This is a genomic window from Sphingomonas kyeonggiensis (assembly GCF_014196745.1).
Lineage (GTDB): Bacteria > Pseudomonadota > Alphaproteobacteria > Sphingomonadales > Sphingomonadaceae > Sphingomonas > Sphingomonas kyeonggiensis.
This window is the reverse complement of the sequence record NZ_JACIEH010000001.1, coordinates 1,063,398-1,087,940: the sequence shown is the minus strand read 5'-3', so window position 1 is coordinate 1,087,940 and position 24,543 is coordinate 1,063,398. Positions and strand designations below refer to the sequence as shown.

The window sequence follows — 24,543 nt, the reverse complement described above, 5'->3', positions numbered from 1 at the left end:
CCGCCGCGACGCCTCAGTTCTTGCCCGCCTTCGCTTCCGGACGCGCCGGCGGCGTGCTCGAGGCCGCGGCACGCAGCGCATCGTCATACCAGGTCGAGAGATCGCGGTGCATCTCGGGCATCGTGGCCGGATTCAGATACACCATGTGCCCGGCGTCATAATAGGTGAAGCGGATGTTCTTCTGGAGCTGCTGGTCGAGCAGCATGTGGTTGACGTCGAATTCCGCGCCGTAAAAGGGCGTGGCGAAATCATAATAGCCGTTGATGAACAGCACCTTCAGATAGGGATTGGTGCGCATCGTATAGGCGAGGTCGACGGCGCTGTCGGGCGCCAGATGGGTGCCGTCGCCCGGCGCGCGGTGCTTCCAGTCCCAGTCGAAGCCCGGCCCCCGCGCGGTCATGCGATAGGGCATGTCGGTCTTGTAGCCGAGTACGCGGGTCGCATAATCCTGAAACGTCGCGACGAAGGCGCCCGACACCGCGGTCGATGCGGGATCGTCCTCGGGGCTGTCGGCATTGGCGTCGGTGACGGTCAGCAGATAGCGCGAATCGAGCCGCCCCACCGCCACGCGGCGGTCGCGCAGCAGCTCGGTCTGGAAGCGCGGCAGGGTGAGGCGCAGGTCGGCGCGCAGGATATAGGCTTCGCTGATGCCGGTATAGGCGGCCATCTTCGCCGCCACCGCGGCCTTTTCCTCGGGCGAGATCGTCGAACCCTTGGCCAGCGCCGCGGCATAGGCGCCGCTGGTGAAGGCGCGGACCTCGTCGAGGAAGACGCGCAGGTCCGCCGGACGGTTCTGCAGCCGGTTATGGTACCAGGCGGTCGCCGCCATGGTCGGGAACAGGGTGAGGTAATTCTGGTCGTAGCCCGGCTGGCGCACGCCATAGTTCATGATCGTCGAGAACTGGACCATGCCGTTGAGGCTGAGCCCCGCTGCTTCGAGCTTGGCAGCGACCACCGGGTTGCGCAGCGTGCCATAGCTCTCGCCGAACAGGAATTTCGGCGAGGCCCAGCGGTTGAACTTGCTGGTGTAGCGCAGGATCGCGCGGGCGAAGCCGTCGGCGTCCTGGTCGACGCCCCAGAAATCCTTGCCCGTCTTGTCGCCGAGCGGCCGCGACCAGCCGGCGCCGATCGCGTCGACGAACACCATGTCGGTCTTGTCGATCAGCGAATGGGGATTGGGGCCGAAGCCATAGGGCGCGGGACGGATATATTCGGGATTGGCCGTCGTCACGCGCACCGGCGCGAAGCTGCCCATGTGCAGCCAGATCGTCGGCGAGCCGGGCCCGCCATTGTAGAAGAAGGTGACCGGGCGCGGCCCCTTCGCCCCATCTCGGGTATAGGCGGTGTAGAAATAGGAGGCGGTCGGCTTGCCCTCGTCGTCGCGGATGGTGAGCGTGCCCGCGGTGGCGGTATAGGCGATGCTCTGGCCCTCGACCGTCACGCTGCCATGGCTGACCGCGCTGGCTTCCTCTACCGGCGGACGCGCCCAGGCCGCCTCGACCTCCGCCTTCATCTGCTCGCGATAGCCCTGCCCCTTCGCCGCCGGTTGCTCGGCCTTGTCCTGCGCCCAGGCCGGCGCGGTGGTGGCGAGCAAAAGGCTGGTGAGAGCAAGGCGATGCATGCGGAAATTCCCCCGTTTCGTGGCGATGACGCAACAATGTTACATGCCGCGATGGGGGAGGCAAGCTGGGGGCTGAGCTAATTCCCTCTCCCGCCTGCGGGAGAGGGAGGGAGCCGACAAAGTCGGCGGAAGGGTGAGGGTGAATACTGCGGGCGAAGTGCCTGCCTCCCCTTTCCACCCTCACCCGGTCTCGCTTCGCTCGACCACCCTCTCCCGCAGGCGGGAGAGGGAATAAGGATCACATCTCGCCGCGTGCCCGGCGGATGGCGTACCATTTCTGCACGTTGGCGTTGTGCTGCTCGAGCGTGTCGGCGAACACATGGCCGCCGGTGCCGTCGGCGACGAAATACAGCGCCGAGGAGGTCGCCGGATCGAGCACGGCGTCGATGCTGGCGCGGCCGGGATTGGTGATCGGGCCGATCGGCAGGCCGGTCTTCTCATAGGTGTTGTACGCGTTCTTCGCGTGCACTTCGGAGAGGAGCGGGCGGCGGCCGAGCGGCTTGCCCTTGGTGATCGGGTAGATGAAGGTCGGATCGGCCTGGAGCGGCATGTTCTGGCGCAGGCGGTTCGAGTAGACCGCGGCGACCGTCTTGCGCTCCTCGGGCTTGCCGGTTTCCTTCTCGACGATCGCGGCGAGGTTCAGCGCCTCGTTCGGGCTGCTGACCGCGATACCCGGCTTGCGCGCTTCCCAGGCCTTGGCGAGATAGGTCGCCATCGCCTTCTGCATGCGATCGAGCACCGCCTGGCGGGTGTCGCCGCGATTATAGGCATAGCTGTCGGGCAGCACCGAACCTTCGGCCGGGACCTGGATCTCGCCGCTGAGCTGCGGCGCCTTCATCAGCGTCTCGTAGACCAGGATCGAGGGCGTGCCCTCGGGGATCGTCACGAAGCGCTGGAGCGTCTTGCCGCCCTGCATCATCTTGAGGATGTCGGACTGGCTGAGCCGGGCCGGCACGCGATATTCGCCCGCCTTGATCGGGTCGCCGCTGCCCAGCACCTTGGCGAGGATCAGGAACTGGCGGGCCGAGCCGATCGCGCCGGCCTTTTCCAGCTCGGTCGCGGCGCGCGACAGGCTCGAACCTTCCGGGATCAGAACCGAGATATTCTGCCGGGCCGGCCCCGCCCCGCCCCAGAGCTGGAGGACGCCCATGCCGAGCGCGACCAGTACCAGGATGGCGACGAGCAGCACGCAGCCGCCAAGCCGCCGTTTCCGGACGGGCTTGGCAGGCTGTGCGGCCGGTGCCGGCGTTGGCGTGTCTTCAGACAGCCTTCATCACCAGGCTGGCATTGGTGCCGCCGAAGCCGAACGAATTGTTCAGCACGGCCTTCACCTTGCGCTCCTTGGCCTTGTGCGGGACGAGATCGACGCCCGCGCAATTCTCGCTCGGATTGTCGAGGTTGAGCGTCGGCGGGACGATCTGGTCGCGCAGCGCCAGGATGCAGAAGATGCTCTCCACCGCGCCGGCACCGCCGAGCAGGTGGCCGATCGCCGACTTGGTCGAGCTCATCGACAAGCTGCCGATGTCGCTGCCGAACAGGCGGCGGACCGCGCCCAGCTCGAGCTCGTCGCCGAGCGGCGTCGAGGTGCCATGGGCGTTGATATAGTCGATGTCCGACAGGGCCAGGCCCGACTTCTTCACCGCCATCTGCATCGAGCGGAACGCGCCCGAGCCTTCCGGATGCGGCGCGGTGACGTGATAGGCGTCGCCCGACAGGCCATAGCCGACCACTTCGGCATAGATCTTCGCGCCGCGCGCCTTGGCGTGCTCATATTCCTCGAGCACCACCACGCCAGCGCCTTCGCCCATGACGAAGCCGTCGCGGCCCTGGTCCCAGGGGCGGCTCGCCTTGGTGGGATCGTCGCGGAAGCCGGTGGAGAGCGCGCGGGCCTGGCCGAAGCCGGCGATGCCGATCGGGCAGACCGTGCTCTCGGAGCCGCCGGCGAGCATGATGTCGGCATCGTCCATCGCGATCATCCGCGCGGCGTCGCCGATCGAGTGCGCCCCGGTCGAGCAGGCGGTGACCACGGCGTGATTCGGGCCCATCAGGCCGTATTTGATGCTGACCTGGCCCGAGATCAGGTTGATCAGGCGGCCATGGACGAAGTGCGGGCTGACGCGCTTCGGGCCCTTTTCGGCGAGGACGAGCGATTCGCTCTCGATGCCCGGCAGGCCGCCGATGCCCGAACCGATCGAGCAGCCGGCGCGGAAACGGGTCGCCTCGTCCATGTCGAGCAGGCCGGCATCCTCGATCGCCTGGCCGGCGGCATCGATGCCGTAGACGATGAACGGATCGACCTGGCGCTGGATCTTGTGGTCGACGCGCTTGCCCGGGTCGAAGCCATATTCATGGTCCGGACCCTTCACTTCGCAGGCATAGTTGCTCTGGAAATCGGTCGCGTCGAATCGCGTGATCGTGCCAGCGCCCGACTTGGCGGCGATGATGTTCTTCCAGGCGGTCTCGACGTCCGCGCCCAGCGGGGTGACGAGGCCAAGGCCGGTGACAACTACACGGCGCATCCGATTTCTCCGTCCAACTTCTCAACATTGCGCATGAAAGCCGGTTAAATACCGGGTTTCACGGCCAAAACAAAACGGCTCCCCGCCCAACTCTTTTCGAGCCCGGGACGGGGAGCCGCTGGATTCTCAAGCTCGGCCCATAAGGGCGCGATCGCCTGGAGGGCGATCAGCCCGCCTGGTGCTCGGAGATGTAGGAGACCGCGTCGCCGACGGTGCTGATCTTCTCAGCCGCGTCGTCGGGGATCTCGACACCGAACTCTTCTTCGAACGCCATCACCAGCTCGACGATGTCGAGACTGTCGGCGCCCAGGTCATCAATGAAGCTCGCCGTCGGCGTGACGTCGTTGGCGTCGACACCGAGGTGATCGACGACGAGCGCAGTCACGCGGGTGGTGATCTCTTCCTGAGTGGCCATGGTCCCTGTTTTCCTTTGTAGCTAGGGGCTCAATATCGTTGGAACGCACCTAGATCGCACATGGTGTCGTTGCAAGAGGGTGCGCGCACCGGCGCGGACGGTCAGGCTTCCGAAAATTGCCAGGCCGCGTAGCGGACGGTGCTGAGAAAGAGGAAATATTTGTTGAGCAGCGCCGCGTTGGCGCGAGTCTGCTTCGCTTCGTCGGTGACCGAGGCGATCACCAGTTTCTGCATGTCCGCGGTGGTGAGCGGCCGATTCCGCAGGTCTTCGGGCAGCCCGTCGAACTGCGATTCCAGCTCCCCGATTTCGAATCCCTGCGCGGACACGAACGTCTCCGCGATCGGCAGGCCGAGCTTGGCGAGCGTGTAGACCCGCGCAGCATCCAGCGCCGCTTCGGACCATTTGTTCGCGTTCGCGCATTCCTTGGCGGCAACCGAAATGCCGCTGCCCACCGCCGGATCATAGGTGGGGCGCACGGCGGCGCCCTCCCCCATGTTGCGGGTGACATCCTTGGAGATCTGCGCCTGGAGCGCCGGCTTGAGCTTGCCGATCACGCAATCGATCGTCGCGAGATCGGCGGCATGGGCCGGGGCCGCGACGGCCAGGGCTGCGAGGGCTGCAATTTCGAAAAGACGCATAGACTTCAAACTCCAGCCCCCGGCCAGGCTCACAGCATCGCCATGCCGCCGTTCACATGCAAGGTCTGACCGGTGACATAGCCGGCTTCCTTGCTGGCGAGATAGACCACCGCTGCGCCGATGTCCTCGCCCGTGCCGAGATCGCCGGCCGGGATGCGGGTAAGGAGCGCGGTCTTCTGCGCCTCGGGCAGCACGTCGGTCATCGCCGAGCGGATAAAGCCCGGGGCAACGCAGTTCACCGTGATGTTGCGGCTGGCGAGCTCCTGGGCCACCGCCTTGGACATGCCGACCAAGCCGGCCTTGGAGGCGGCGTAATTGGCCTGGCCCGGATTGCCGGTGGCGCCGACGACCGAGGTGATCGAGACGATGCGCCCGAAGCGCGCCTTCATCATCGGCTTGGCGGCGGCGCGAATCAGGCGGAAGGCGGCTTCCAGGTTCACGGTGATGACCTGATCCCACTCCTCGTCCTTCATCCGCATGGTGAGGTTGTCGCGGGTGACACCGGCATTGTTGACGAGAATGTCGAGCTTGCCGAGCGCTTCCACCGCCTGCGGGATCAGCGCATCGACCTGCGCCGCATCGGACAGGTTGCAGGGCAGCGCGACATGGTCGCCGCCGAGCTCGGCGCGGAAGGATTCGAGCTTCTCAGCGTTGCTGCCGGAAACCGCGAGCCTGGCGCCCTGTGCGGCCAGCGCCTTGGCGATCGCCGAGCCGATACCGCCCGAGGCGCCGGTGACGAGGGCGGTCATGCCAGTAAGATCGAACATGGTCTTTCTCCTATTTCGTCATCCCGGCGGAAGCCGGGATCTCAGGCCATCTCGCGCCATCGCACGAGATCCCGGCTTTCGCCGGGATGACGGCCAAAATTACAGCCCCTTCACCAGTGCCTCGATGTCCTCCATCGACACGACGCTGACCGGCGCGGCGTCCGGGGTGATGCGCTTGACCATGCCGCCGAGCACCTTGCCGCCGAACTCGACATAGTCGGTCACGCCGGCCGCGAACATCGCCAGCACCGATTCGCGCCAGCGGACCATCCCCGTCACCTGCTCGACCAGCAGCGCGCGGATCGTGTCGGGATCGGCGACCGGCGCGGCGGTGACATTGGCGTAGACGGGCACCAGCGGCGCCTGGAGCGAGACCGCGGCCAGCGCCTCGGCCATCGCATCGGCGGCCGGCTGCATCAGCGGGCAGTGGAACGGCGCGGACACCGGCAGGAGCAATGCTCGCTTGGCGCCCATCTCCTTGGCGATCGGCAACGCGCGCTCGATCGCCTCGCGGTGGCCCGAGATCACGACCTGCGAGGGGTCATTGTCATTGGCGACGGTGCAGACCTGCCCCTCGGCCGCGGCGTCCGCGATCGCCTGGGCCTTTTCGCGGTCGGCGCCGAGGATCGCCGCCATCGCGCCGACGCCGACAGGCACCGCCGCCTGCATCGCGTCGCCGCGGATGCGCAGCAGCTTGGCGGTGGTGGCGAGATCGAAGGCACCGGCGGCGCAGAGCGCGGTGTACTCGCCGAGCGAGTGGCCGGCGACGAAATCGGCCTTGTCGGCCAGGCGGATGCCGCCCTCCTTCTCGAGCACGCGCAGCACCGCGATGGCATTGGCCATGATCGCCGGCTGGGCATTGGCGGTGAGGGTCAGTTCGTCCTCGGGGCCTTCGCTCATGAGCTTGAACAGGTTCTGGCCAAGCGCCTCGTCGACTTCCTGGAAGACTTCGCGGGCGGTGGCGCTGGCTTCGGCAAGAGCTTTACCCATGCCGACGGCCTGGCTGCCCTGGCCGGGGAAGATGAAGGCGCGCATGTGTCTCTCCTGTCAGCGGCTGCGTGCGATTGGGGCCGCGCGTTAGGCCTGCGCCCTGCCCGACGCAACCCTGCCCAACATGAACGCTGCGGACAGGATTGCGAAACATTGCGACCATTTCGCAACCCGCGAGACAAACCTCTGCGACACGCCACCCCCAGATTGAGATCAACGCCGGGGGACAAGCCGGCGCCAGAACAGACAAGAGGAGTGCAGTCATGAAGAAGTTCATTCTCGCCGCAGCCGTCGCCTCGATGGTCGCCACCCCGGTGCTCGCCGCCGCCCCGCAGCAGCATGATCGCCGCCCGCCGGTGCAGAAGGTGGTAGTCAAGAAGAAGGTGGTCACCAAGCCGAGCTATCGCAGCTGGCACAAGGGCGACCGCTTCGACAGCCGCTACGCCCGCAACTATCGCCAGATCGACTATCGCCACTATCGCGGCCTGAAGGCTCCGCCGCGCGGCTATCGCTATGTCCAGTCGGGCAATGACGCGGTGCTGGTCGGCATCACCTCGGGCATCATCGCCGCGGTGATCGCCAACGCGATCCGCTAAGACAAACCCTCGAAACACGAATGAAACGGCAGGGCCATGCCCTGCCGTTTTACGTTCAGCCGGAAGAATCCGACTCCTCGTTTCGGGTCCGTTAGTGTTATGGTTAACGGGCGTCGACAGGGAGGAATGCAGGATGTTCAGGGCAGCTGCCCTTACGGCCCTTGCCGCGGCCGTGTTGATGCCGTTCGCCACGCTTGCGGCGGACCGTGAGGACGGTGGCCTCGCCCCCGATTTCGAAGGCCAGGTCGCCTATTTCGGCAATTATACCGGCAAGACCTCGGTCACCGCCGACCTGCGCCGCCGCGAACAGACCCCCTGCCCCTATCCCGACCAGCGCTGCTACCAGCAGGTCGTCGGCGGCGGCGTGAAGGTGGTGCTCAGCTTCGACGGCGAGCACGTCACCGGCTTCTATTATTCCGTCGGCGGGTTCGAGGGGCCGAACGGCCTGCGCGAAGGCACGCTGATCGGCCGGCGTACCTCGGTCGGCTGCGAGCTCTACGAGGCGGACGGCACGATGTGGCAGGCGACGACCTGCGGCTCCAAGGGCTTCCAGGGCCAGATCGTCTCGGTGCGGGGTATCCCGAAACAGTCCGAAGTGACCTTCTCCACCGTCGGCATGTTCGTGCGCGACACCGGCTGGATCACCCGGCTGGGCGAGGAAGAGGCGCGCCGCGACCGGCGGATCAACTGGCTGACCCAGCGGCTCGACGGAGCGGGAACGCCGGAGAGCCGCTTCCGCGCCGCGATCGAGCTCGACAGCTTCTCGCGCCATTTCCGGGGCATCGACATGGGCCGCGTCTCCGAGCCGACCCAATCGGGCAAGCCCAGGAAGAACCGAGAATGGTATCTCGACAGCAGCTATACGCGGCCTGACGGCAGCACCGGCAATGTCCGCGGCGTGATCTTCAACGACCGCATTCGCTGCATCCAGTGGGACGACGAGGGCTGCGGCCCGATCCACCCGCCGGCCGACTTCCCCAAGCCGCGCCTCGACGATGACGGCGGCTGGCTCTCGCGCAGCCCCGCGCCGATCGTGCCGAGCGACACGCGGCCGGCACCGAAGCCGCGGGGGACTGGCGAGCGGTATTGAGCGGCTTGCCGCCTCGCCCCGAGGCGGCCAGACTTGCGGGGATGACGTTCGGCTGACCTCTGGGGGAGAACCGATATCATGGCTGCACCTATAATCCTGATCGCGCTCGCCGCGCTTCTTCCCGTTCCCGCCCCTGCAAACCATGCCCCTGCCGCGACGGCGGAGAAGGCGGTGACCACCACCGAAGTGCGCATCCCCTCCGAACCCGGGGTGACGCTGGCGGGGACGCTGCGCCTGCCGGCGCGGAAAGGCCCCCTCCCCGTCGTCATCCTCCGAGGCGGTTCGGGCGTGCAGAAACGCGGCGCCTATTTTTCGCTGCAGGAGCGGCTGAACGCTGCGGGGATCGCGACGATCGACTTCGACAAGCGTGGCACCGGCCAGTCGACCGGCACCTTCACCGACACGATGCAGGAGATGGAAGCCGACCTTGCCGCCACGATCAAATGGCTGCGCCTGCGCGACGACATCGACGGCAAGCGGATCGCGCTCCTCGGCCATAGCCAGGCCGCCGTGGCCGCACCGATCGTCGCCGAGCGCGACGGCGGCCTGGCGGCCATCGTCTTCCTCGCGGGGCCGATCGGGGAAAGCGGCAACATGTTCCTCGACAGCATGCGCGACCAGTTGATCGAGAGCGGCCACTCCATCGGCGCCACCGATCGAGTCACCGGAGCGACCCGTGCCTGGATGGAGGCCCGCCGCCGGGCGGCGCCGGGCGAGGCAGTCGCACAAGGGCGGCGCGATCTGGTCGCGGCATTCGTGCAGGCAGGCTTTGCCCCGGATGCCGCGGAAGGCGCGGCCAGGACGCTCGACACCGCGCAGATCCTTTCGATGTACGAAGCCGCACCGGGCCCGGCACTGGCACGCCTGCGTATCCCGGTTCTCGCCGTGCTGGCCGGCCGCGACCAGTCGCCCGACGCCAATGCAGCGGCCGCGACGGCAGCACTGGCGGAGAATCCCGAAGCACTGGTGGTCCAGGTACCCGGCGCTGGACACCTGTTCATCTATCGCCCCGCAGACGCGCCACCCAATGTCACTCCGCCCGGCGGCCGCTGGCTGTTCCCGGAAACGCTCATCGCACATTGGCTGATAGACAGGCTCGCCCCCGCGAGCGGGAATGACGCCAGCCCCTAGGCGCAGCGAAGCGAAAGGAGGGCGCCCCTTTCGGAACGCCCTCCCCCCTTCAGATCAGGCGCGCTCGACCACGATCTGCTTCACATGCGCAGTGCCGCCATTGCCGGTGTCATCGTTCCACAGATAGATCGCCAGATCGGTGAACGAGCCCGAGGGACTCAGCGTGTACCACTGATAGCCGGTCGTCAGCGCAAACGAGGTCGCCGGCCCGCTTCCACCGAAATTCTGCGGCTGCACATGGAGCAGCTGCCCCGCGACACTCGCCTTGGCCAGGACGCGGATGACGACCGTACCGCTCGCCGGACGGTCTGCATCGCGGAAGTGCAGCAGCGACCCGAAGCTCGCCAGCGCTGGCAGCACGAAGGCCCCGTCGATCACACGGCAGCTCGTGGCATAGTTCGCCGTGATAAGGCCGCTGGTCGAGGGCGAAAGTACCCAGAGATCGCGATATTCGTTGCGCAGCGGCGGCGAATCCTCGGTGACGAACGGCACCGGCAGCGCCTGGCGATTGTCACGCACCGCGATCTTCTGCCGCACATAGGTATCGTGCAGATACAGCGAGCCGTTCCCGCCATTCCAGTCGACCGCCCCCCAGGCGAAGCTCAGCGACGTATTGCCAACGAACTCGAACAGCGCGCCCTCACCCTGCACCTTCAGGAAGTCCGGGCAGATGAGGGTGGTGCCCTGCGCCGTGCCGTCCGTATAGGGCACCTCGAACCGGTTGCGCTCGAAGCTGGTGATATAGTTGTGCTCGATATCGAGCACCGGCCCGGCCAGCCGTGCGCCATTCTGCTTCTCGAGATAGCTGTCGCGCACCATCAGATGCCGATTGCTCGACTTGATGAAGGTCCGGGTCGGAACCAGCAGGTCCGCGCCGTCGATCAGCATGCCGCTGCCGAAGCTGTCCACCTTCTCGGTATGGATCAGCGTATCGCAGTCGAGGATCCGGGTACGATTGGTGATCGTCTCGAAATCGCTGCCACGCCCCCAATAGCCGCGCTCGAACCGCTCGATGGTGCACTGGTCGATCACCGCCGAGAAGCACTTGTTCAGGTTGATGCCGAACGAACCCTCGATCGAGATGCTCGTGCCCAGCAGCGAAAGGCGCCGGAAACGCGGGCGCATGATATAGCTCTGGCCGAGATTTTCGCCGGTCTCGACGAAGCTCGCATCCGGATCGTTGAGCTGGATGCCCGACGCGGCGCAGACGAGCCCGAAATTGTCCAACTCCGGGGCTTCGTACAGCGTCAGACCGTTGGGCGCGTGGTAGACGAACGCGAGGTCCGTCGTGCAACGGATTCGCGACGCGGTCGCACCGGCGCCGCGCAGGCGCGTGCCCGGCCGCAAGGTGATCGGTCCCTCGAAGGAGACTTCATTGCCGTCGTCCGGCAGTTCGACATCATATGCCGCATTGATCGCGTTCTGCAGCGCCGTCTTGTTCGCGGCCGGCGTCGCGCTCGAGGAAAAACCAAAGGTAGAAGCGAGGACCATCATCTATCTCCATTTTGGATGGAACAAATGAAGAACATCTTGAAATCCTACATTGCAAGCGTCAATTTGCGCGGCGCTTGCGTTCCTGCCCCACCTCCGGTAAGGGCCCGCCTTCGTTCGACGTGGGGACGCGATTCCCGCTCGCGCGACCATTGAATACGAGACGACAGCCGGAGGGGCGCCACATGGGGTGGCGTCAGCGATCGGCCAACATGGAAGAGAATACATGGCTCTTTACGAGCACGTGTTCCTTGCGCGCCAGGACCTGGCACAGGCGCAAGTGGACGCTCTGGCGGAAGCCGCCACCAAGATCGTCGAGGACAATAACGGCAAGGTCGTGAAGACCGAGACCTGGGGTCTTCGTTCGCTCGCCTATCGCATCGCCAAGAACCGCAAGGCGCACTACGTGATGCTCGAGATCGACGCGCCGGCTGGCGTGGTTGCAGAGCTGGAGCGCCAGACGCAGATCAACGAAGACGTGATCCGCTACATGACCGTCAAGGTCGACGAGCTGGAGCAGGGTCCGACCGTGATGATGCGCAAGGGCGAGCGTGAGCGCGGCCGCGGCCGTCGCGATCGTGATGAAGCTGGTGGCAACACCGGTTTCGGTGGCGGCGAATAAGGGAGATATAGACCATGGCACGCCCGTTTTTCCGCCGTCGCAAGAGCTGCCCCTTCTCCGCGAAGGACGCTCCCCGGATCGATTACAAGGACGTCCGTCTGCTGCAGGGCTTCGTCTCTGAGCGCGGCAAGATCGTCCCGTCGCGCATCACCTCGGTGAGCGCCAAGAAGCAGCGCGAGCTGGCCCAGGCCATCAAGCGCGCCCGCCACCTGGGCCTGCTGCCCTACATCGTTAAGTAAGGGAGGCTCGACCCATGGAAGTCATTCTGCTTGAGCGCGTCGAGAAGCTCGGCGCCATCGGCGACGTGGTGAAGGTCAAGGACGGCTTCGCCCGTAACTACCTGCTCCCGAACAAGAAGGCGCTTCGTTCGAACGCCGCCAACCGCAAGGTCTTCGAGGCCAACCGCGCGCGCATCGAGGCGGACAACGCCGCTCGCCGCACCGACGCGGAGAAGGAAGCCGGCACGTTCAACGACGTTTCGGTGACCCTGATCCGTCAGGCTTCGAACACCGGCCAGCTCTATGGTTCGGTCGCGGTTCGTGATCTGGTCGAGGCGCTCGTCGCCGACGGCCACAAGATCACCAAGTCGCAGGTCGTCCTCGACAAGCCGATCAAGGCGATCGGCGTGTACGAGGTCAAGGTTGCGCTGCACCCCGAGGTTTCGGTGACCGTCAAGGTCAACGTCGCCCGTTCGCCGGAAGAGGCGGACATGCAGGCGCAGGGCGTCGACGTGATGGCCGCGATGTTCGAGGAAGGCCGTGACACCGCGGGCTTCGTCGAGGCCTACGACCCCAACGCCGAGCCGGGCGCGACCGCCGAGGTCCGCGAGGACGCTCCGGCCGCCGACGAAGGCGAGACCGCCGAGGGCTGATCCAGCCCCCGCACGGGAAAATGAAAGGGCCGCTCCGGGATATCCGGAGCGGCCCTTTTCTTTGCGCGACCCCTGGGGGTTTCAGTATTCCGATGTATCCGCAACCCGGCCCAAGTAATTTCGATCCATTCATCGAAGCCGGCGCATGAAACGAATCGCGTTACGGACACGAAACACAGGCGCCGATCACCGCTGCCAGCGGGATCAGGGCCAGGACCAGTGGCAGAACCTTGCTCATCTCAACCCGAACCTCTGTTTGTCGTTCGGAGCATAAAACGAGCCTGGCCGAGCAAGGTTGCAGCACGCGTTAATCTTTTGTTCGGGAAGCGTTCACCTCGAACTGGTCTATAGGCGCGCGATGCCGCCTTTCCTGCCCCTCGCCCTGGCGCTCGCCACACCCGCGCAGACGGGCATCGAACCCGCCGTGCTCGCCGAGATCAACTTCGCCCGCACCCGGCCGCGCGACTATGCCGAGCAGCTCCGCGCCTATCGCAGGCATTTCAAGGGCAAGATCGTCTGGTATCCCGGCAATCCCGACGGGCTGCGCACGGAGGAAGGCACCCGGGCGGTGGACGAGGCGATCCGCTTCCTCGAGCGCCAGGCGCCGCTGGAGCCGATCGAGCCCGCCACCCTGCTCGCCCGCGCCGCGCGCGACCATGTCCGCGAGCAGGGCCCGCGCGGCGGCACCGGCCACTACTCGGCCGACGGCGCCAATCCGCGCGACCGGGTGCAGCGGCGCGGCGGCGGGAGCTATGTCGCCGAGGTGATCACCTATGGCCCGCCGAGCGCCGTCGAGGTGGTGCGCCAGCTGATCGTCGACGACGCAGTGCCGGGGCGCGGCCACCGCAAGACGCTGTTCGCGGCCGAGATGCGCTATGCCGGCGTCGCCTGCGGGCCGCACCAGGGCTACCGGGTGATGTGCGTCGCCGATCTCGGCCGCAAGCCGGACGGGCACCCCTGAGCGCCGATACGGTTAACTCCCGAATATCCGCTTGCCTTCTCAGGCGGTTAAGCGTGTATCGCTACCGGTGAAGTAACGGACGGGCGCGGGGCCCGGGCCGGCTCCGGGGGGAGCGTGTTCGTGCGTATCATCAAGGCCCGTTGGACCGCCGCGCTGGGCGCGTGCGCCATCTTCTTCTCGAGCGCCGCCGCCACTGCCGGCGAGCGCGCCAACGACGTCTCCCGCCTCGAGCGCGACGTGCTCGCCGAGATCAACTATGCCCGAGAGAACCCGCGGGAATATGCCGAGATGCTGCGCGAATATCGCGACTTCTTCGATGGCCGCGTGCTGTTCCTCCCGGGCGACCAGAACGGCGTGATCACCAATGAGGGTGTCGCCGCGGTCGACGAGGCGATCGACTTCCTAGAGCGCCAGGCGCCGCTGCCGCCGCTCAGCCGGGGCGAGCTGCTGGTGCTGGCAGCACAGGATCATGCCGACGACCAGGGTGCAACGGGCGGAAGCGGGCACGTCTCGCGCGGCGGGCTGACGCCGGGCGACCGGGTGAAGCGGCGCGGCGGCGACATCTATGTCGGCGAGGGCATCTGGTATGGCAGTGGCGATGCGGGCGCGGTGGTGCGCAGCCTGATCGTCGACGATGGCGTGCGCGGCCGCGGGCACCGTGCGCTGCTGTTCCAGGCGGACTTCCATTATGCCGGCGTCGGCTGCGGCGCGCATCGGCGCTTCGGCAATATCTGCGTGGTCGACTTCAGCGGCACCGCCGATGGCTCGCCGGTGGTGCCGGGCTGGGCCAGGGCGCGCGGCGGCCAGGTCTTCCGCATGCCGGCGACGACCAAGCGCTGAGACGCTTCCGACGCAAGTCGCATTGCCAGACGCTCCCATATCGGTGAGGATCGCGCCCGATGGGCTATGTCGTGCTGTTCCTCGCCGGGGCGTTGCTGTGCAACGCGATCCCGCACCTTGCCGCCGGCCTGCGCGGCGAGCCCTTCCCCACCCCCTTCGCCCGTCCGCGCGGCGTAGGGCACTCCTCGCCGCTTATGAACTTCTACTGGGGCACGGCGAACCTGCTGATCGGGATTTCGTCGCTGCTCAGCTATTCGCTGCACGACTATGGCGTGTGGCCGGTGATCGGCGGCTGGCTCGCACTGGGGAGCTATATCGCGTGGCATTTCGGGAAGGTGCGGCGGTAGGCCGGGAGCGACGACACCGCCGCCCCCGGCGCTGCGATTAGTTGGTACAGCCGTAATATTCCTCGTCCGTATAGGCCGTGACCATGCCGGTTGTTTCAATCGTGCCGTCACAGAAGAACAACGCCTCGCCGACCTTATCCTGATTCATTCCGCTCGCGTAATAGATGACCTTGTATTCCACCTGCCCCGGCCAATAGGCCATCGCCGGACTCACGGCGAGCAGGGCAACTGCCGCGATCATCAATTTCTTCATGGTCGACTCCTCTGTTGCGAGAAGACGAGGCTAGACGAAGGATTGCCGCGAATGCTGTGAAGTTGACACCACCTCGGTGCCAACTTCCATCACTTCCGCCCGAACAGCTTCTCGATATCGCCATGCGCCAGCTTCACCCAGGTCGGGCGGCCGTGGTTGCACTGGCCCGAGTGCGGGGTGACTTCCATCTCGCGGAGCAGCGCGTTCATCTCGGCGACCGATAGCACCCTGCCCGCCCGCACCGAGCCGTGGCAGGCCATGGTCGCAGCGACATGATCGAGCTTTTCCTTGAGGCTCAGCGCCTCGTCGAAGCTGGCGAGCTCGTCGGCGAGATCGGTGACCAGCGCATGGACGTCGCCCTTGCCCAGATCCGCCGGCACGGCGCGGACCAGCATCGCATGCGGGCCGAAGCGCTCGAGGTCGAGCCCGAACTCGGATAGTTCTGCGATCCGGGCCTCGAGCCGGTCGCAGGCGGGCTCGTCGAGCTCTACAACCTCGGGAACGAGCAGCCCCTGCGATGCAACGCCGCCCTCGGCCATCGCCTTGCGCATCCGTTCGAGGACGAGACGCTCATGCGCGGCGTGCTGGTCAACCAGGACCAGACCATCCTCCGCCTCGGCGACGATATAGGTCTTGGCGACCTGGCCGCGCGCGACGCCGAGCGGGTGCTGGACGCTCTGCGGCACCGGCTGCACCGCCGGCTCGGCACGGGCGAGCGGCGGCGGGGTGCTGAAGCTCGGGCGGCGATCCTGGACGCTGGTGTAATTGTAGGACGGCGCGGGATTGTACTGCGGCGCCGGGGCATGGGCCGGTTCGGCATCCCAGAGCTGCGGCGCAGGCGCAGGCGGCGCGCTCGTCTCGCTGGTCCACATACCGAGCGCCGCCTCGCTCGGGCGCTGGACACTGCGGTGACCAGCCTCGTCGAGCGCGCGGCGGAGCCCCGAGACGATCATCCCGCGCACCAGCGCCGGATCGCGGAAACGGACCTCGGTCTTGGCAGGGTGAACATTGACGTCGACCTGGTCCGGCGGGACGTCGAGGAACAGGGCGACCACCGGGTGGCGATCGCGGGCCAGCATCTCGGCATAGGCACCGCGCAGGGCACCGATGAGCAGGCGATCCTTCACGGGCCGCCCGTTGACGAACAGATACTGGTGGTCGGCCACGCCGCGATTGAAGGTCGGCAGGCCAGCGACGCCGCCGAGGGTCAGCCCCTCGCGCTCGAAATCGATCGCGACGCTGTTCTCGGCGAGCGCACGGTCGGTGAGGCCGGCAACGCGCTCGGGGCCGGTCTCGTTGCCCTGGACGTGGAATGCCTTGCGGCCGTCATGCTCGACCGAGAAGGCAATGTCGGGCCGCGCCATGGCGAGGCGCTTCATCACGTCGAGGCTGGCGGCATATTCGGCGCGCGGCGAGCGCAGGAACTTGCGGCGCGCGGGGACGCGAGCGAACAGCTCCTCGACTCGTACGCGCGTGCCCGGCGGCAGCGGTGCAGGGCCTTCAGAGACGACCGCGCCATTGTCGACAATGCGGTGCCAGCCCTCGGCGCCGCGCACCCGGCTCTCCAGCGTCATCCGCGCGACGCTGGCGATCGAGGGCAGAGCCTCACCGCGAAAGCCCAGGGTGGTGACCTGGTCGATCTCGTCGTCGGGCAGTTTCGAGGTGGCGTGACGCTCCAGCGCGAGTGCCATTTCGGCGGGCGACATGCCGCAGCCGTCATCGGTCACTTCGATCAGATCGGTGCCCCCGCCGGACAGTTTCACGGCGATCCGGGTGGCACCCGCGTCGATTGCATTTTCGACCAGTTCTTTCAGCGCGCTGGCGGGGCGTTCGACCACTTCTCCCGCAGCAATTCGGTTGACAAGATGTTCGGGCAGACGGCGTATTGACATGGTCGTTGCTCTAGCCCAAGCGACGGCATCCCGCGACCCCAACCGCATCGCACCAGGCCGGATTCTTCAGTCCGTCCCGGGAGGGGCCGGACTAGATTTTTTGAAGAGCTGCGCGGCGGGCGCCCGCGCCGCAGGACGGAACCATAAATGGCATTTCCCCGCTTGTTCAATTTCATGTCCCACGACATGGCGATCGACCTCGGCACCGCGAACACCGTGGTGTACCTCCGCGGCCGCGGCGTCGTCCTCAACGAACCTTCGGTGGTGGCGGTCGAGACGCTGAACGGCGTCAAGCGCGTCAAGGCCGTCGGTGACGACGCCAAGCTGATGATGGGCAAGACCCCGGGCAGCATCGAGGCGATCCGCCCGCTGCGCGACGGCGTGATCGCCGACATCGACATCGCCGAGGAAATGATCAAGCACTTCATCCGCAAGGTGCACGGCCAGCGGCGCTTCATGCGCTGGCCGCAGATCGTGATCTGCGTGCCGTCGGGCTCGACCTCGGTCGAGCGCCGCGCGATCCGGGACGCCGCGTCGAACGCCGGCGCATCGCAGGTGTGGCTGATCGAGGAGCCGATGGCGGCCGCGATCGGTGCCGACATGCCGGTGACCGAGCCGATCGGCTCGATGGTCGTCGACATCGGCGGCGGCACCACCGAAGTCGCGGTGCTTTCGCTGCGCGGCCTCGCCTATTCCACCTCGGTCCGCGTCGGCGGCGACAAGATGGACGAGTCGATCGTCTCCTACGTGCGCCGCAACCACAACCTGCTGATCGGCGAAGCCACGGCCGAGCGCATCAAGCAGGAAGTCGGCGTCGCCAAGCCGCCGGCGGACGGCATCGGCCAGACGATCCACATCAAGGGTCGCGATCTGGTCAACGGCGTGCCCAAGGAAATCCAGATCAACCAGGGCCAGATCGCCGAAGCGCTGTCCGAGCCGGTCGGCACGATCGTCGAGGGCGTTCGCATCGCGCTCGAGAACACCGCGCCGGAACTGGCGGCCGACATCGTCGACCAGGGCATCGTCCTCACCGGCGGCGGCGCGCTGCTGCAGGGGATCGACGAAGTGCTCCGCGACGAGACCGGCCTTCCGGTGACGATCGCCGAGGACCCGCTGACCTGCGTGGCGCTCGGCACCGGCCGTGCCCTGGAGGATCCGGTGTTCCGCGGCGTGCTCATCTCGGTCTAATTCGGAAGGCAGGGGGCAATGGCGCCGCCACGCAACCGGCGCTCGGGTTTTTCGCGACGGGCGCAGTACGGAATATTCCTCGGTTACGTGGGCGCGGTTGGCGGCATGCTGATCGGCGTGGCCTTGCTGCTGCTCTCGACGTTCAACCCGCCGGCCTTCGCGGCGGTGCGCGGTTTCTTCTCGGAGATCACCACGCCCGTCGCCTCGGGGCTCACCTGGGTGCGCGGCAGCGTGGCCGGGGTGCCGGGCGGCGTCTCCAGCTACTGGAACGTCCGCGGCGAGAATGCCCGGCTGAAGAAGCAGATCGCCGATGACCAGCTGCTGGTCAGCCGTGCGCGGACGCTGAACCAGGAAAACCGCCACCTTCGCGAGATGCTCAAGCTGCGCGACGTCTCCACCGACGCGGTGGTGGCGGCGCGGCTGGTGGCGAGTTCGCTGGGCAGCACGCGGCGCTATGCCACGCTCAACGCGGGCGGCTGGCAGGGCGTGAAGACGGGCCAGCCGGTGCGCCAGCCCGACGGCCTCATCGGCCAGGTGATCGAAACCAGCCCCAACACCGCCCGCGTGCTGCTGATCGTCGATCCCGAGAGCATCGTGCCGGTACGCCGCACCCGCGACGGTCTGCCCGCGATCGCCACCGGCCGTGGCGACGGGCTGCTCGACGTGCGCTCGGCGAGCGTGGCGACGATGATCTTCCAGCCGGGCGATACCTTCGTCACTTCGGGCACGGGCGGCATCTTCCCGCCGAACATCCCGGTGGCGAACGTCATCCGCACTTCGCGCGACATCGCCGTCGCGCAACCCTCGGCCAACCCGGACTCGCTCGACTTTGCGCTGGTCCAGCAGACTTTTCTGCCCGAGCCGACACCCACGCCATCCCCCTCACCCAGCGCCAAACCCAAGGCCGAGAAGAAATAGGCGTGACCGACTATATCCCTCTCGGCCGAAGCGAGAAGATGCCGCGCAGCATCTGGCTGGCGCCGCTGTCGGTGGTGCTGGGATCGATGACGACTCTCTTGCCGGTCGTCACCACCGTGCCCTTCCTGCCGCCGTTCGGCCTGATGATGCTGCTCGGCTGGCGGCTGGTGCGCGGCGACGTGATGAAGGTCTGGTTGCCGGTGCCGCTCGGCTTCGTCGACGACATGTTCAGCGGGCAGCCGCTGGGCAGCGCAATGGTGCTGTGGACGCTGGCGATCCTGATGGTCGACGTGCTCGACACCCGGCTGGTGTGGCGCGACTTCTGGCAGGACTGGCTGATCGCCAGCGGCGCGATCGGCATGGTATTGATCCTGGGGCGGCTGATCGCATCGCCGTTCAGCGCGCATGTCGATAGCGCGCTGCTCCTCCAGATCGTCGTCTCGGCGGCACTATACCCCGTAATTGCCCGGTTCTGCGCCTGGCTCGATCGGGATAAGAAGCGACAATAATGGTCCGTATCACCGAAGCAGCGCAGGCTTATAGTTTCTCCCGCCGCGCGCTGGTGCTCGGCGGGATCCAGGGTGCTGCCGCGCTCGTACTGGCGGGGCGGATGACGTGGCTCGCCGTGTTCGAGAACGAGCGCTACCGGAACACCGCCGAGAGCAACCGCGTGCGCATGACGCTCTCGCCGCCGCGGCGCGGCTGGATCGTCGACCGTAACGGCATCCCCATCGCCAACAACCGCACCGCGTTCCGCGTCGACATGATCCCCGACCGGATGGAGGACAAGGAAAAGACGCTGGGCATGCTCCAGCAGATCCTGAGCCTCAGCGAAGAGGAAATGGCGCGGATCCGCACCGACCTGAAGCGCGCCTCGGGCTTCCAGCCGGTCCAGGTCTCCGACAGCCTCGACTGGGAGCGGTTCGCCGCGGTGAGCGTGCGCGTGCCCGAGATGCCGGGCGTGCAGCCGACCCGCGGCTTCTCGCGCAACTATCCGCTGGCGGCGGGCGTGGCGCACCTGGTCGGCTATGTCGGCACCGCCTCGGCCGAACAATATCAGAAGGAAAAGGACCCGCTGCTGGTCGCCCCCGGCTTCAAGCTGGGCAAGGACGGCCTGGAGAAGACGCTGGAGGACCGCCTGCGCGGTACGCCGGGCGCCAAGCGGGTCGAGGTCACCGCGCATGGCCGGCTGGTCAAGGAGCTCGCCACCCGGCCCGACAAGCCGGGCGAGACGGTGAAGCTCACCATCGACGCGCTGCTCCAGGAATATGTCGCACGGCGGCTGGGCACCAACTCCGGCTCGGCGACGGTGATCGACGTGGAGAATGGCGACATCCTCGCCATGGTCTCGATGCCGGCCTACGACCCCAACAGCTTCTCCGACGGCATCAGCCGCAACGAATGGAAGATGCTGAGCGAGGACGATCACGTCCCCCTCATGAACAAGGCGCTGCAGGGCCTGTATCCGCCCGGCTCCACCGTGAAGCCGATGAACGGGCTGGCGCTGATGCACGCCGGCGTCGATCCGCATGCCCGCGTCGTCTGCTCGGGCGCGATGCGCGTCGGCAATGGCGTGTTCCACTGCCACAAGCGCGGTGGCCATGGCGCGCTCGACCTCAAGAACGCGATCATGCAGAGCTGCGACATCTATTTCTACGAGATGGTGCGCCGCGTGGGCTATGACGCGGTGGCGCCGATGGCGCGCGCGCTGGGCCTGGGCCAGCGGTTCGACCTGCCCTTCTCGACCCAGCGCTTCGGCACGGTGCCGGACAGCGCCTGGAAGCTGAAGCGCTACAAGCAGCAATGGACGGTGGCGGATTCGCTCAACGCCTCGATCGGCCAGGGCTATGTGCTGGCCAATCCGCTGCAGCTGGCGGTGATGGCCAGCCGGCTAGCCTCGGGGCGCCAGCTCGTCCCCCGGCTGCTCGCCGACACGCCGCGCCAGGAGGCCCCGCCCCTCGCCGCCACGCCCGAGCAGCTGGCGATCATCCGCGACGCGATGTTCGGCGTGATCAATTCGGGCGGCACCGGCGGCGCGGCGCGCATCCAGGTGCCCGGCATAACCCTGGCGGGCAAGACCGGCACCGCCCAGGTGCGCCGCATCACCATGGCGGAGCGCGCATCGGGCGTGCTCAAGAACGCCTCGCTGCCGTTCAAGCTGCGTGACCACGCGCTGCTCGTCTGCTTCGCGCCGGCGGACAAGCCCAAATATGCCGCGGGCATCGTGCTCGAGCATAATGGTCACACGATCCGCAACCTCGACACCCCGATGATCGGCCGCGACATCATGACCTTCCTGTTCGACCGGAAGCGCGCGATGGACTCGCTCCATGCCGAGGAGCCGACCTGGGGCGGCGATTACCGGACCCGGATGGCGGCGCAGTCCCAGGCCTTCCGCGCGGCGCAGAGCGCCCCGCCCCCCGAGACGCCGGAGGACGCGGTGGAAGCAGCGAGCACCGTCGCGTCCGAGGCGGCCAACGCCACGACCAGCAACACGATCGACAGCAGCGCGGCCGAACGCGGCAGCGTGGAGGCAGAGTAATGGCGACGCTCCAATCCTCGGGCCTCGGCCCCTCGGGCATCGTCCCCGGCCCCCTCGCCCAGCTGCCCTGGCGGATCATCGGGCTAGTGGTGGCGATCGGCATGTTCGGGCTGGTCGTGCTCTATTCGGCGGCGAGCGGGAGCATGACGCCCTGGGCGCTCAACCAGGGGCTACGCTTCTTCATCTTCCTGGCGATGGCGATCGGTCTGTCGCGCGTGCCCGAGACCTTCTGGGCGCTCGGCGCCTTCCCGATGTACATCGTCATCGTATTGATGCTGGTGGGCGTGGAACTACTCGGCGCGGTTGCCGGCGGCAGCCAGCGATGGCTCGACCTGGGCTTCATCCGATTGCAGCCCTCCGAGCTGATGAAGCCGGTGATCGTGATGGCGATGGCGCGCTTCTACGAGATATTGCCCGCGGGCGAGATACGGAAGTTCGGCGCGATCTGGCCGGCCTGCGTGCTTATCGGAATCCCCGCCGGCCTGGTCATGCTCCAGCCCGATCTCGGCACCGCGCTGATGATCTGCTTCGGCGGCGTGACCGTGATGTTCCTGGCGGGCATCCCGCTCAGGCTGTTCATCGGCGGTGCGCTGGCGCTTTCGGTGGCGGCGCCGCTGGCGGTGAACTTCGTCCTGCACGACTACCAGCGCAACCGCGTGATGATCTTCCTCGATCCCGAGAGCGATCCGTTGGGCACCGGTTATCACATCAGCCAGTCCAAGGTGGCGATCGGCTCGGGCGGCGTGTTCGGCAAGGGCTTCCTGCAGGGCACGCAGAGCCATCTCGACTATCTGCCCGAAGGCCATACCGACTTCGCGCTGGCGACGATGATGGAGGAATGGGGCCTGATGGGCGGCTTCTTCCTGCTGCTGGGCTTCGGTACGCTGATCCGCTGGGGCATCGGCGTGAGCATGCGCGCGCAGAGCCGCTTCGCCCGGCTGACCGCGGCGGGCCTTTCCGCGACGATCTTCTATTATTGCGCGATCAACATGGCGATGGTGATGGGCCTGGCGCCGGTGGTGGGCGTGCCGCTGCCGCTGATCAGCTTCGGCGGCACCGCCGTGATGACCTTCATGATCTGCTTCGGAATCCTGCTTTCGATCGACCGCCAGAGCCGCCGCGTACAGCGATGGTGATTTTTTCAAAATAAGGGGTTTACAAGCCGCGAACCTCGCAGCTAAAGGCCCACCTCCACTGCGGAGGCGCACTCACCAAGAGCGCCGAAACGACCCGGAATGGACGCATAGCTCAGTTGGTAGAGCAGCTGACTCTTAATCAGCGGGTCCTTGGTTCGAGCCCAAGTGCGTCCACCATTCCCTTCCTGGGTTGACCGAGGTAAATTCCAGAAATTTCAAGCAGATACTTCGGGCCGCCCGCGCTCACAATGCGGACCCGCCCCGGTACTGACTAACGGCTGATAACGGCGCCCTCATCGTCAGCTTCAGTTTTTGAACGCGCGATGCAGCATGGATGCAGCATGGCTGCCGGCCCAGATCAATCTGGATCCGTGTCATCCTGCCAGGGCTCGCAGTCCTCCGCTGTGACCTCGTTAAGGAGCTCGGAGGGCGTGATTTCGAGATGAGCTGCCACCGCCAGCAGAGTATGCAAGGTGAAGTTAATTTCGCCGCGCTCCAAGCGCCCGTAGCGAGCCCGGTCGATATTCGCGGCCTGCGCGAACTGCTCCTGGGAATAGCCCTTCCGCATGCGCGCGTGGCGTATGGTCAGTCCGACCTTCCTTTGAACATGCTTATACACACCTCCACTTGAATCTGCAGCAAGGGTTCGGTCTACGCCTCACAAGGCCACGGCTTTTAAGTCCCAATCCTTCATGCTATGTGTGGATGAGCAATAGAAGATCGTGGATGTTCATCCTGCACTCGTATCGGACGAGCGAGGCGGACACCGACGTGTATCGATGCCCCGGCGCTCGAAGTCTTGCGATCCATCGCCGCGACTCGGGACGGAGCATGCAATGCAACCAACTGCCGCCGAGGTGAACCACCGTACCGGAGAAAAGCTGTGCTATTTGTTATCGAAGGACCATCCACGCCAGATCAGCTTGGGCACGCGTTTGACGCCATAGGTCACTTCTTGTCTGAGAATGGGGTAACCAGCGTGACCGGGCTCCACCTCAATGGCATCGTCCACTCCGGCGACGCTCGGCTTCAGGTTAAACTTGGGGACGAGATCGGCCAGGTCAACGTTCAACGAAGCGAAGGTGGAAGCTGGACCGTCCAGCCTTCAGGAACGGTCGAACCTCGCGATGACCGCCCTCTTAGTCCTTTTGCGTCACTCTTCAATCACGATGACTAACGCTGCTTTGGCAAAGCTCGCCTTTTCGATTTTCGGGGAGAGATAAGCGCGAGCTGTACCCCCGCATATGCCAAACCACGCTCCAATGTTGTCGACCAAGTCCGATATGGATTGAATTGTCCATCAGACAGGTAGCAGCGCAGTTGAAGTCGATGCGAGCACCTCGTTTCGAGTAAATTAGCTCCGTTACGGCTCCGTTTCGGATGGAACTATCCTAGCCTCCTCGCCTAACCTCAATGGCGAAGGGGAGGAAAATCAATGCGATATGTCTGGCCGGCGGCAGCGCTAGCCTTGGCGATACCGCCCGCCTGGGACAATCCTGGTGCGTTCGCACACGGGATACAGGCAAAAGGTGGGACCGGTCATGCGAGGTCTCATCCCAAGCTGAAGCGCAGGCACCGCGCAATGCCCGTCCTCCAGATGCCCGACGGCGCCTCGGCTCAATGCCGCGATGGAACCTTCAGCTTCAGCGCGAGCCGCAGGGGCACCTGCTCGCACCCCGGGGGTGTCGCAATCTGGCTTTGAAGCCGGAGACGTC

Annotated in this window: 27 protein-coding genes and 1 tRNA gene; 16 read left to right on the top strand and 12 right to left on the bottom strand. The window is 66.2% G+C overall.

The features are described 5' to 3' along the window. Window positions 1–13: 13 nt before the first annotated feature. From GGR46_RS05270 to fabD, 7 genes are all read right to left on the bottom strand, one after another. Entirely contained in the window at window positions 14–1,621 is a 1,608-nt protein-coding gene (locus GGR46_RS05270) for a S10 family peptidase (RefSeq protein ID WP_183995207.1), read from the bottom strand. A gap of 238 nt (window positions 1,622–1,859) precedes the next feature. After that, window positions 1,860–2,771 carry an endolytic transglycosylase MltG gene (gene mltG, locus GGR46_RS05265; RefSeq protein ID WP_183996771.1) on the bottom strand — a complete coding sequence of 304 codons (912 nt, stop codon included), beginning with the start codon at window positions 2,769–2,771 and terminating at the stop codon, window positions 1,860–1,862. A gap of 109 nt (window positions 2,772–2,880) precedes the next feature. Beyond that, window positions 2,881–4,140 carry a beta-ketoacyl-ACP synthase II gene (gene fabF / locus GGR46_RS05260; RefSeq protein ID WP_183995205.1) on the bottom strand — a complete coding sequence of 420 codons (1,260 nt, stop codon included), beginning with the start codon at window positions 4,138–4,140 and terminating at the stop codon, window positions 2,881–2,883. A gap of 166 nt (window positions 4,141–4,306) precedes the next feature. Then, the gene (locus GGR46_RS05255) at window positions 4,307–4,555 is read right to left on the bottom strand and encodes an acyl carrier protein (protein ID WP_183995203.1); all 249 of its coding nucleotides are present in this window, start codon (window positions 4,553–4,555) and stop codon (window positions 4,307–4,309) included. Between the two features lie 101 nt (window positions 4,556–4,656). Then, window positions 4,657–5,193, bottom strand: a complete 537-nt coding sequence (locus GGR46_RS05250) for a hypothetical protein (protein WP_183995201.1) — start codon at window positions 5,191–5,193, stop codon at window positions 4,657–4,659. Window positions 5,194–5,222: 29 nt separating this feature from the next. Next, a complete protein-coding gene (gene fabG, locus GGR46_RS05245) occupies window positions 5,223–5,960 on the bottom strand; it encodes a 3-oxoacyl-[acyl-carrier-protein] reductase (protein WP_183995199.1) in 738 nt (245 codons plus the stop codon). A gap of 99 nt (window positions 5,961–6,059) precedes the next feature. Further along, window positions 6,060–6,995, bottom strand: a complete 936-nt coding sequence (gene fabD / locus GGR46_RS05240; protein WP_183995197.1) for an ACP S-malonyltransferase — start codon at window positions 6,993–6,995, stop codon at window positions 6,060–6,062. 218 nt (window positions 6,996–7,213) lie between these two features. On the opposite strand from fabD, the gene GGR46_RS05235 reads away from it, so the two are divergent. The 3 genes from GGR46_RS05235 (at window position 7,214) to GGR46_RS05225 (ending at window position 9,767) form a co-directional block, all read left to right on the top strand. Beyond that, window positions 7,214–7,546, top strand: coding sequence for an RcnB family protein (locus tag GGR46_RS05235; protein WP_183995195.1), 333 nt, complete (start codon window positions 7,214–7,216; stop codon window positions 7,544–7,546). 133 nt (window positions 7,547–7,679) lie between these two features. Beyond that, window positions 7,680–8,636, top strand: coding sequence for a hypothetical protein (locus GGR46_RS05230; protein ID WP_183995193.1), 957 nt, complete (start codon window positions 7,680–7,682; stop codon window positions 8,634–8,636). A gap of 78 nt (window positions 8,637–8,714) precedes the next feature. Beyond that, window positions 8,715–9,767 (top strand): alpha/beta hydrolase, encoded by a 1,053-nt coding sequence (locus GGR46_RS05225; protein WP_183995191.1) that lies wholly within the window; start codon window positions 8,715–8,717, stop codon window positions 9,765–9,767. 54 nt (window positions 9,768–9,821) lie between these two features. On the opposite strand, the gene GGR46_RS05220 is transcribed toward GGR46_RS05225, so the two are convergent. Further along, on the bottom strand, window positions 9,822–11,258 hold the full coding sequence (locus tag GGR46_RS05220) for a hypothetical protein (protein ID WP_183995189.1): 1,437 nt from the start codon (window positions 11,256–11,258) through the stop codon (window positions 9,822–9,824). 226 nt (window positions 11,259–11,484) lie between these two features. Here GGR46_RS05220 and rpsF point away from each other — a divergent pair, with 226 nt between their 5' ends. From rpsF to GGR46_RS05190, 6 genes are all read left to right on the top strand, one after another. Continuing rightward, entirely contained in the window at window positions 11,485–11,880 is a 396-nt protein-coding gene (rpsF, locus tag GGR46_RS05215) for a 30S ribosomal protein S6 (RefSeq protein ID WP_183995187.1), read from the top strand. Window positions 11,881–11,894: 14 nt separating this feature from the next. After that, window positions 11,895–12,119 (top strand): 30S ribosomal protein S18, encoded by a 225-nt coding sequence (rpsR, locus tag GGR46_RS05210; protein ID WP_010543816.1) that lies wholly within the window; start codon window positions 11,895–11,897, stop codon window positions 12,117–12,119. A 14-nt stretch (window positions 12,120–12,133) separates the two neighbouring features. After that, window positions 12,134–12,751: a 50S ribosomal protein L9 gene (rplI, locus tag GGR46_RS05205; protein WP_183995185.1), complete on the top strand. Its 618-nt coding sequence runs from the start codon at window positions 12,134–12,136 to the stop codon at window positions 12,749–12,751. A 358-nt stretch (window positions 12,752–13,109) separates the two neighbouring features. Further along, window positions 13,110–13,712, top strand: a complete 603-nt coding sequence (locus tag GGR46_RS05200; protein WP_183995182.1) for a CAP domain-containing protein — start codon at window positions 13,110–13,112, stop codon at window positions 13,710–13,712. Between the two features lie 120 nt (window positions 13,713–13,832). Further along, a complete protein-coding gene (locus tag GGR46_RS05195) occupies window positions 13,833–14,552 on the top strand; it encodes a CAP domain-containing protein (protein ID WP_183995180.1) in 720 nt (239 codons plus the stop codon). A gap of 59 nt (window positions 14,553–14,611) precedes the next feature. Next, entirely contained in the window at window positions 14,612–14,899 is a 288-nt protein-coding gene (locus GGR46_RS05190) for a hypothetical protein (RefSeq protein ID WP_183995177.1), read from the top strand. A gap of 37 nt (window positions 14,900–14,936) precedes the next feature. Here the strand turns inward: GGR46_RS05190 and GGR46_RS05185 are convergent, their stop codons facing one another. Together GGR46_RS05185 and mutL are read right to left on the bottom strand one after the other, a co-directional pair. Then, a complete protein-coding gene (locus GGR46_RS05185) occupies window positions 14,937–15,152 on the bottom strand; it encodes a hypothetical protein (protein WP_183995175.1) in 216 nt (71 codons plus the stop codon). 89 nt (window positions 15,153–15,241) lie between these two features. After that, a complete protein-coding gene (mutL, locus tag GGR46_RS05180; protein WP_183995173.1) occupies window positions 15,242–17,044 on the bottom strand; it encodes a DNA mismatch repair endonuclease MutL in 1,803 nt (600 codons plus the stop codon). A 147-nt stretch (window positions 17,045–17,191) separates the two neighbouring features. Here mutL and GGR46_RS05175 point away from each other — a divergent pair, with 147 nt between their 5' ends. The 6 genes from GGR46_RS05175 to GGR46_RS05150 all read left to right on the top strand — a co-directional run bounded on the left by GGR46_RS05175 (window position 17,192) and on the right by GGR46_RS05150 (window position 23,005). Next, window positions 17,192–18,232 (top strand): rod shape-determining protein, encoded by a 1,041-nt coding sequence (locus tag GGR46_RS05175; protein WP_086129461.1) that lies wholly within the window; start codon window positions 17,192–17,194, stop codon window positions 18,230–18,232. A gap of 87 nt (window positions 18,233–18,319) precedes the next feature. Continuing rightward, a complete protein-coding gene (locus GGR46_RS05170; RefSeq protein WP_343058016.1) occupies window positions 18,320–19,150 on the top strand; it encodes a rod shape-determining protein MreC in 831 nt (276 codons plus the stop codon). A 2-nt stretch (window positions 19,151–19,152) separates the two neighbouring features. Beyond that, window positions 19,153–19,659 (top strand): rod shape-determining protein MreD, encoded by a 507-nt coding sequence (gene mreD, locus GGR46_RS05165; protein ID WP_343058014.1) that lies wholly within the window; start codon window positions 19,153–19,155, stop codon window positions 19,657–19,659. Next, window positions 19,659–21,692, top strand: a complete 2,034-nt coding sequence (gene mrdA, locus GGR46_RS05160) for a penicillin-binding protein 2 (RefSeq protein WP_183995169.1) — start codon at window positions 19,659–19,661, stop codon at window positions 21,690–21,692. The genes mreD and mrdA overlap by 1 nt, the downstream gene beginning before the upstream one ends. Next, window positions 21,692–22,828, top strand: a complete 1,137-nt coding sequence (gene rodA / locus GGR46_RS05155) for a rod shape-determining protein RodA (protein ID WP_183995167.1) — start codon at window positions 21,692–21,694, stop codon at window positions 22,826–22,828. Before mrdA ends, rodA begins: the two co-directional genes overlap by 1 nt. Window positions 22,829–22,929: 101 nt before the next feature. Further along, window positions 22,930–23,005, top strand: a tRNA-Lys gene (locus tag GGR46_RS05150). Window positions 23,006–23,186: 181 nt separating this feature from the next. Here GGR46_RS05150 and GGR46_RS05145 read toward each other — a convergent pair. Both GGR46_RS05145 and GGR46_RS05140 read right to left on the bottom strand, forming a co-directional pair. Then, window positions 23,187–23,447 carry a helix-turn-helix domain-containing protein gene (locus GGR46_RS05145; protein WP_343058013.1) on the bottom strand — a complete coding sequence of 87 codons (261 nt, stop codon included), beginning with the start codon at window positions 23,445–23,447 and terminating at the stop codon, window positions 23,187–23,189. Between the two features lie 267 nt (window positions 23,448–23,714). Continuing rightward, window positions 23,715–23,900, bottom strand: a complete 186-nt coding sequence (locus tag GGR46_RS05140; protein ID WP_183995163.1) for a hypothetical protein — start codon at window positions 23,898–23,900, stop codon at window positions 23,715–23,717. A gap of 363 nt (window positions 23,901–24,263) precedes the next feature. On the opposite strand from GGR46_RS05140, the gene GGR46_RS25805 reads away from it, so the two are divergent. Beyond that, complete coding sequence (locus GGR46_RS25805) at window positions 24,264–24,530, top strand: DUF3761 domain-containing protein (RefSeq protein WP_183995160.1); 267 nt, start codon at window positions 24,264–24,266, stop codon at window positions 24,528–24,530. Window positions 24,531–24,543: the final 13 nt, after the last annotated feature.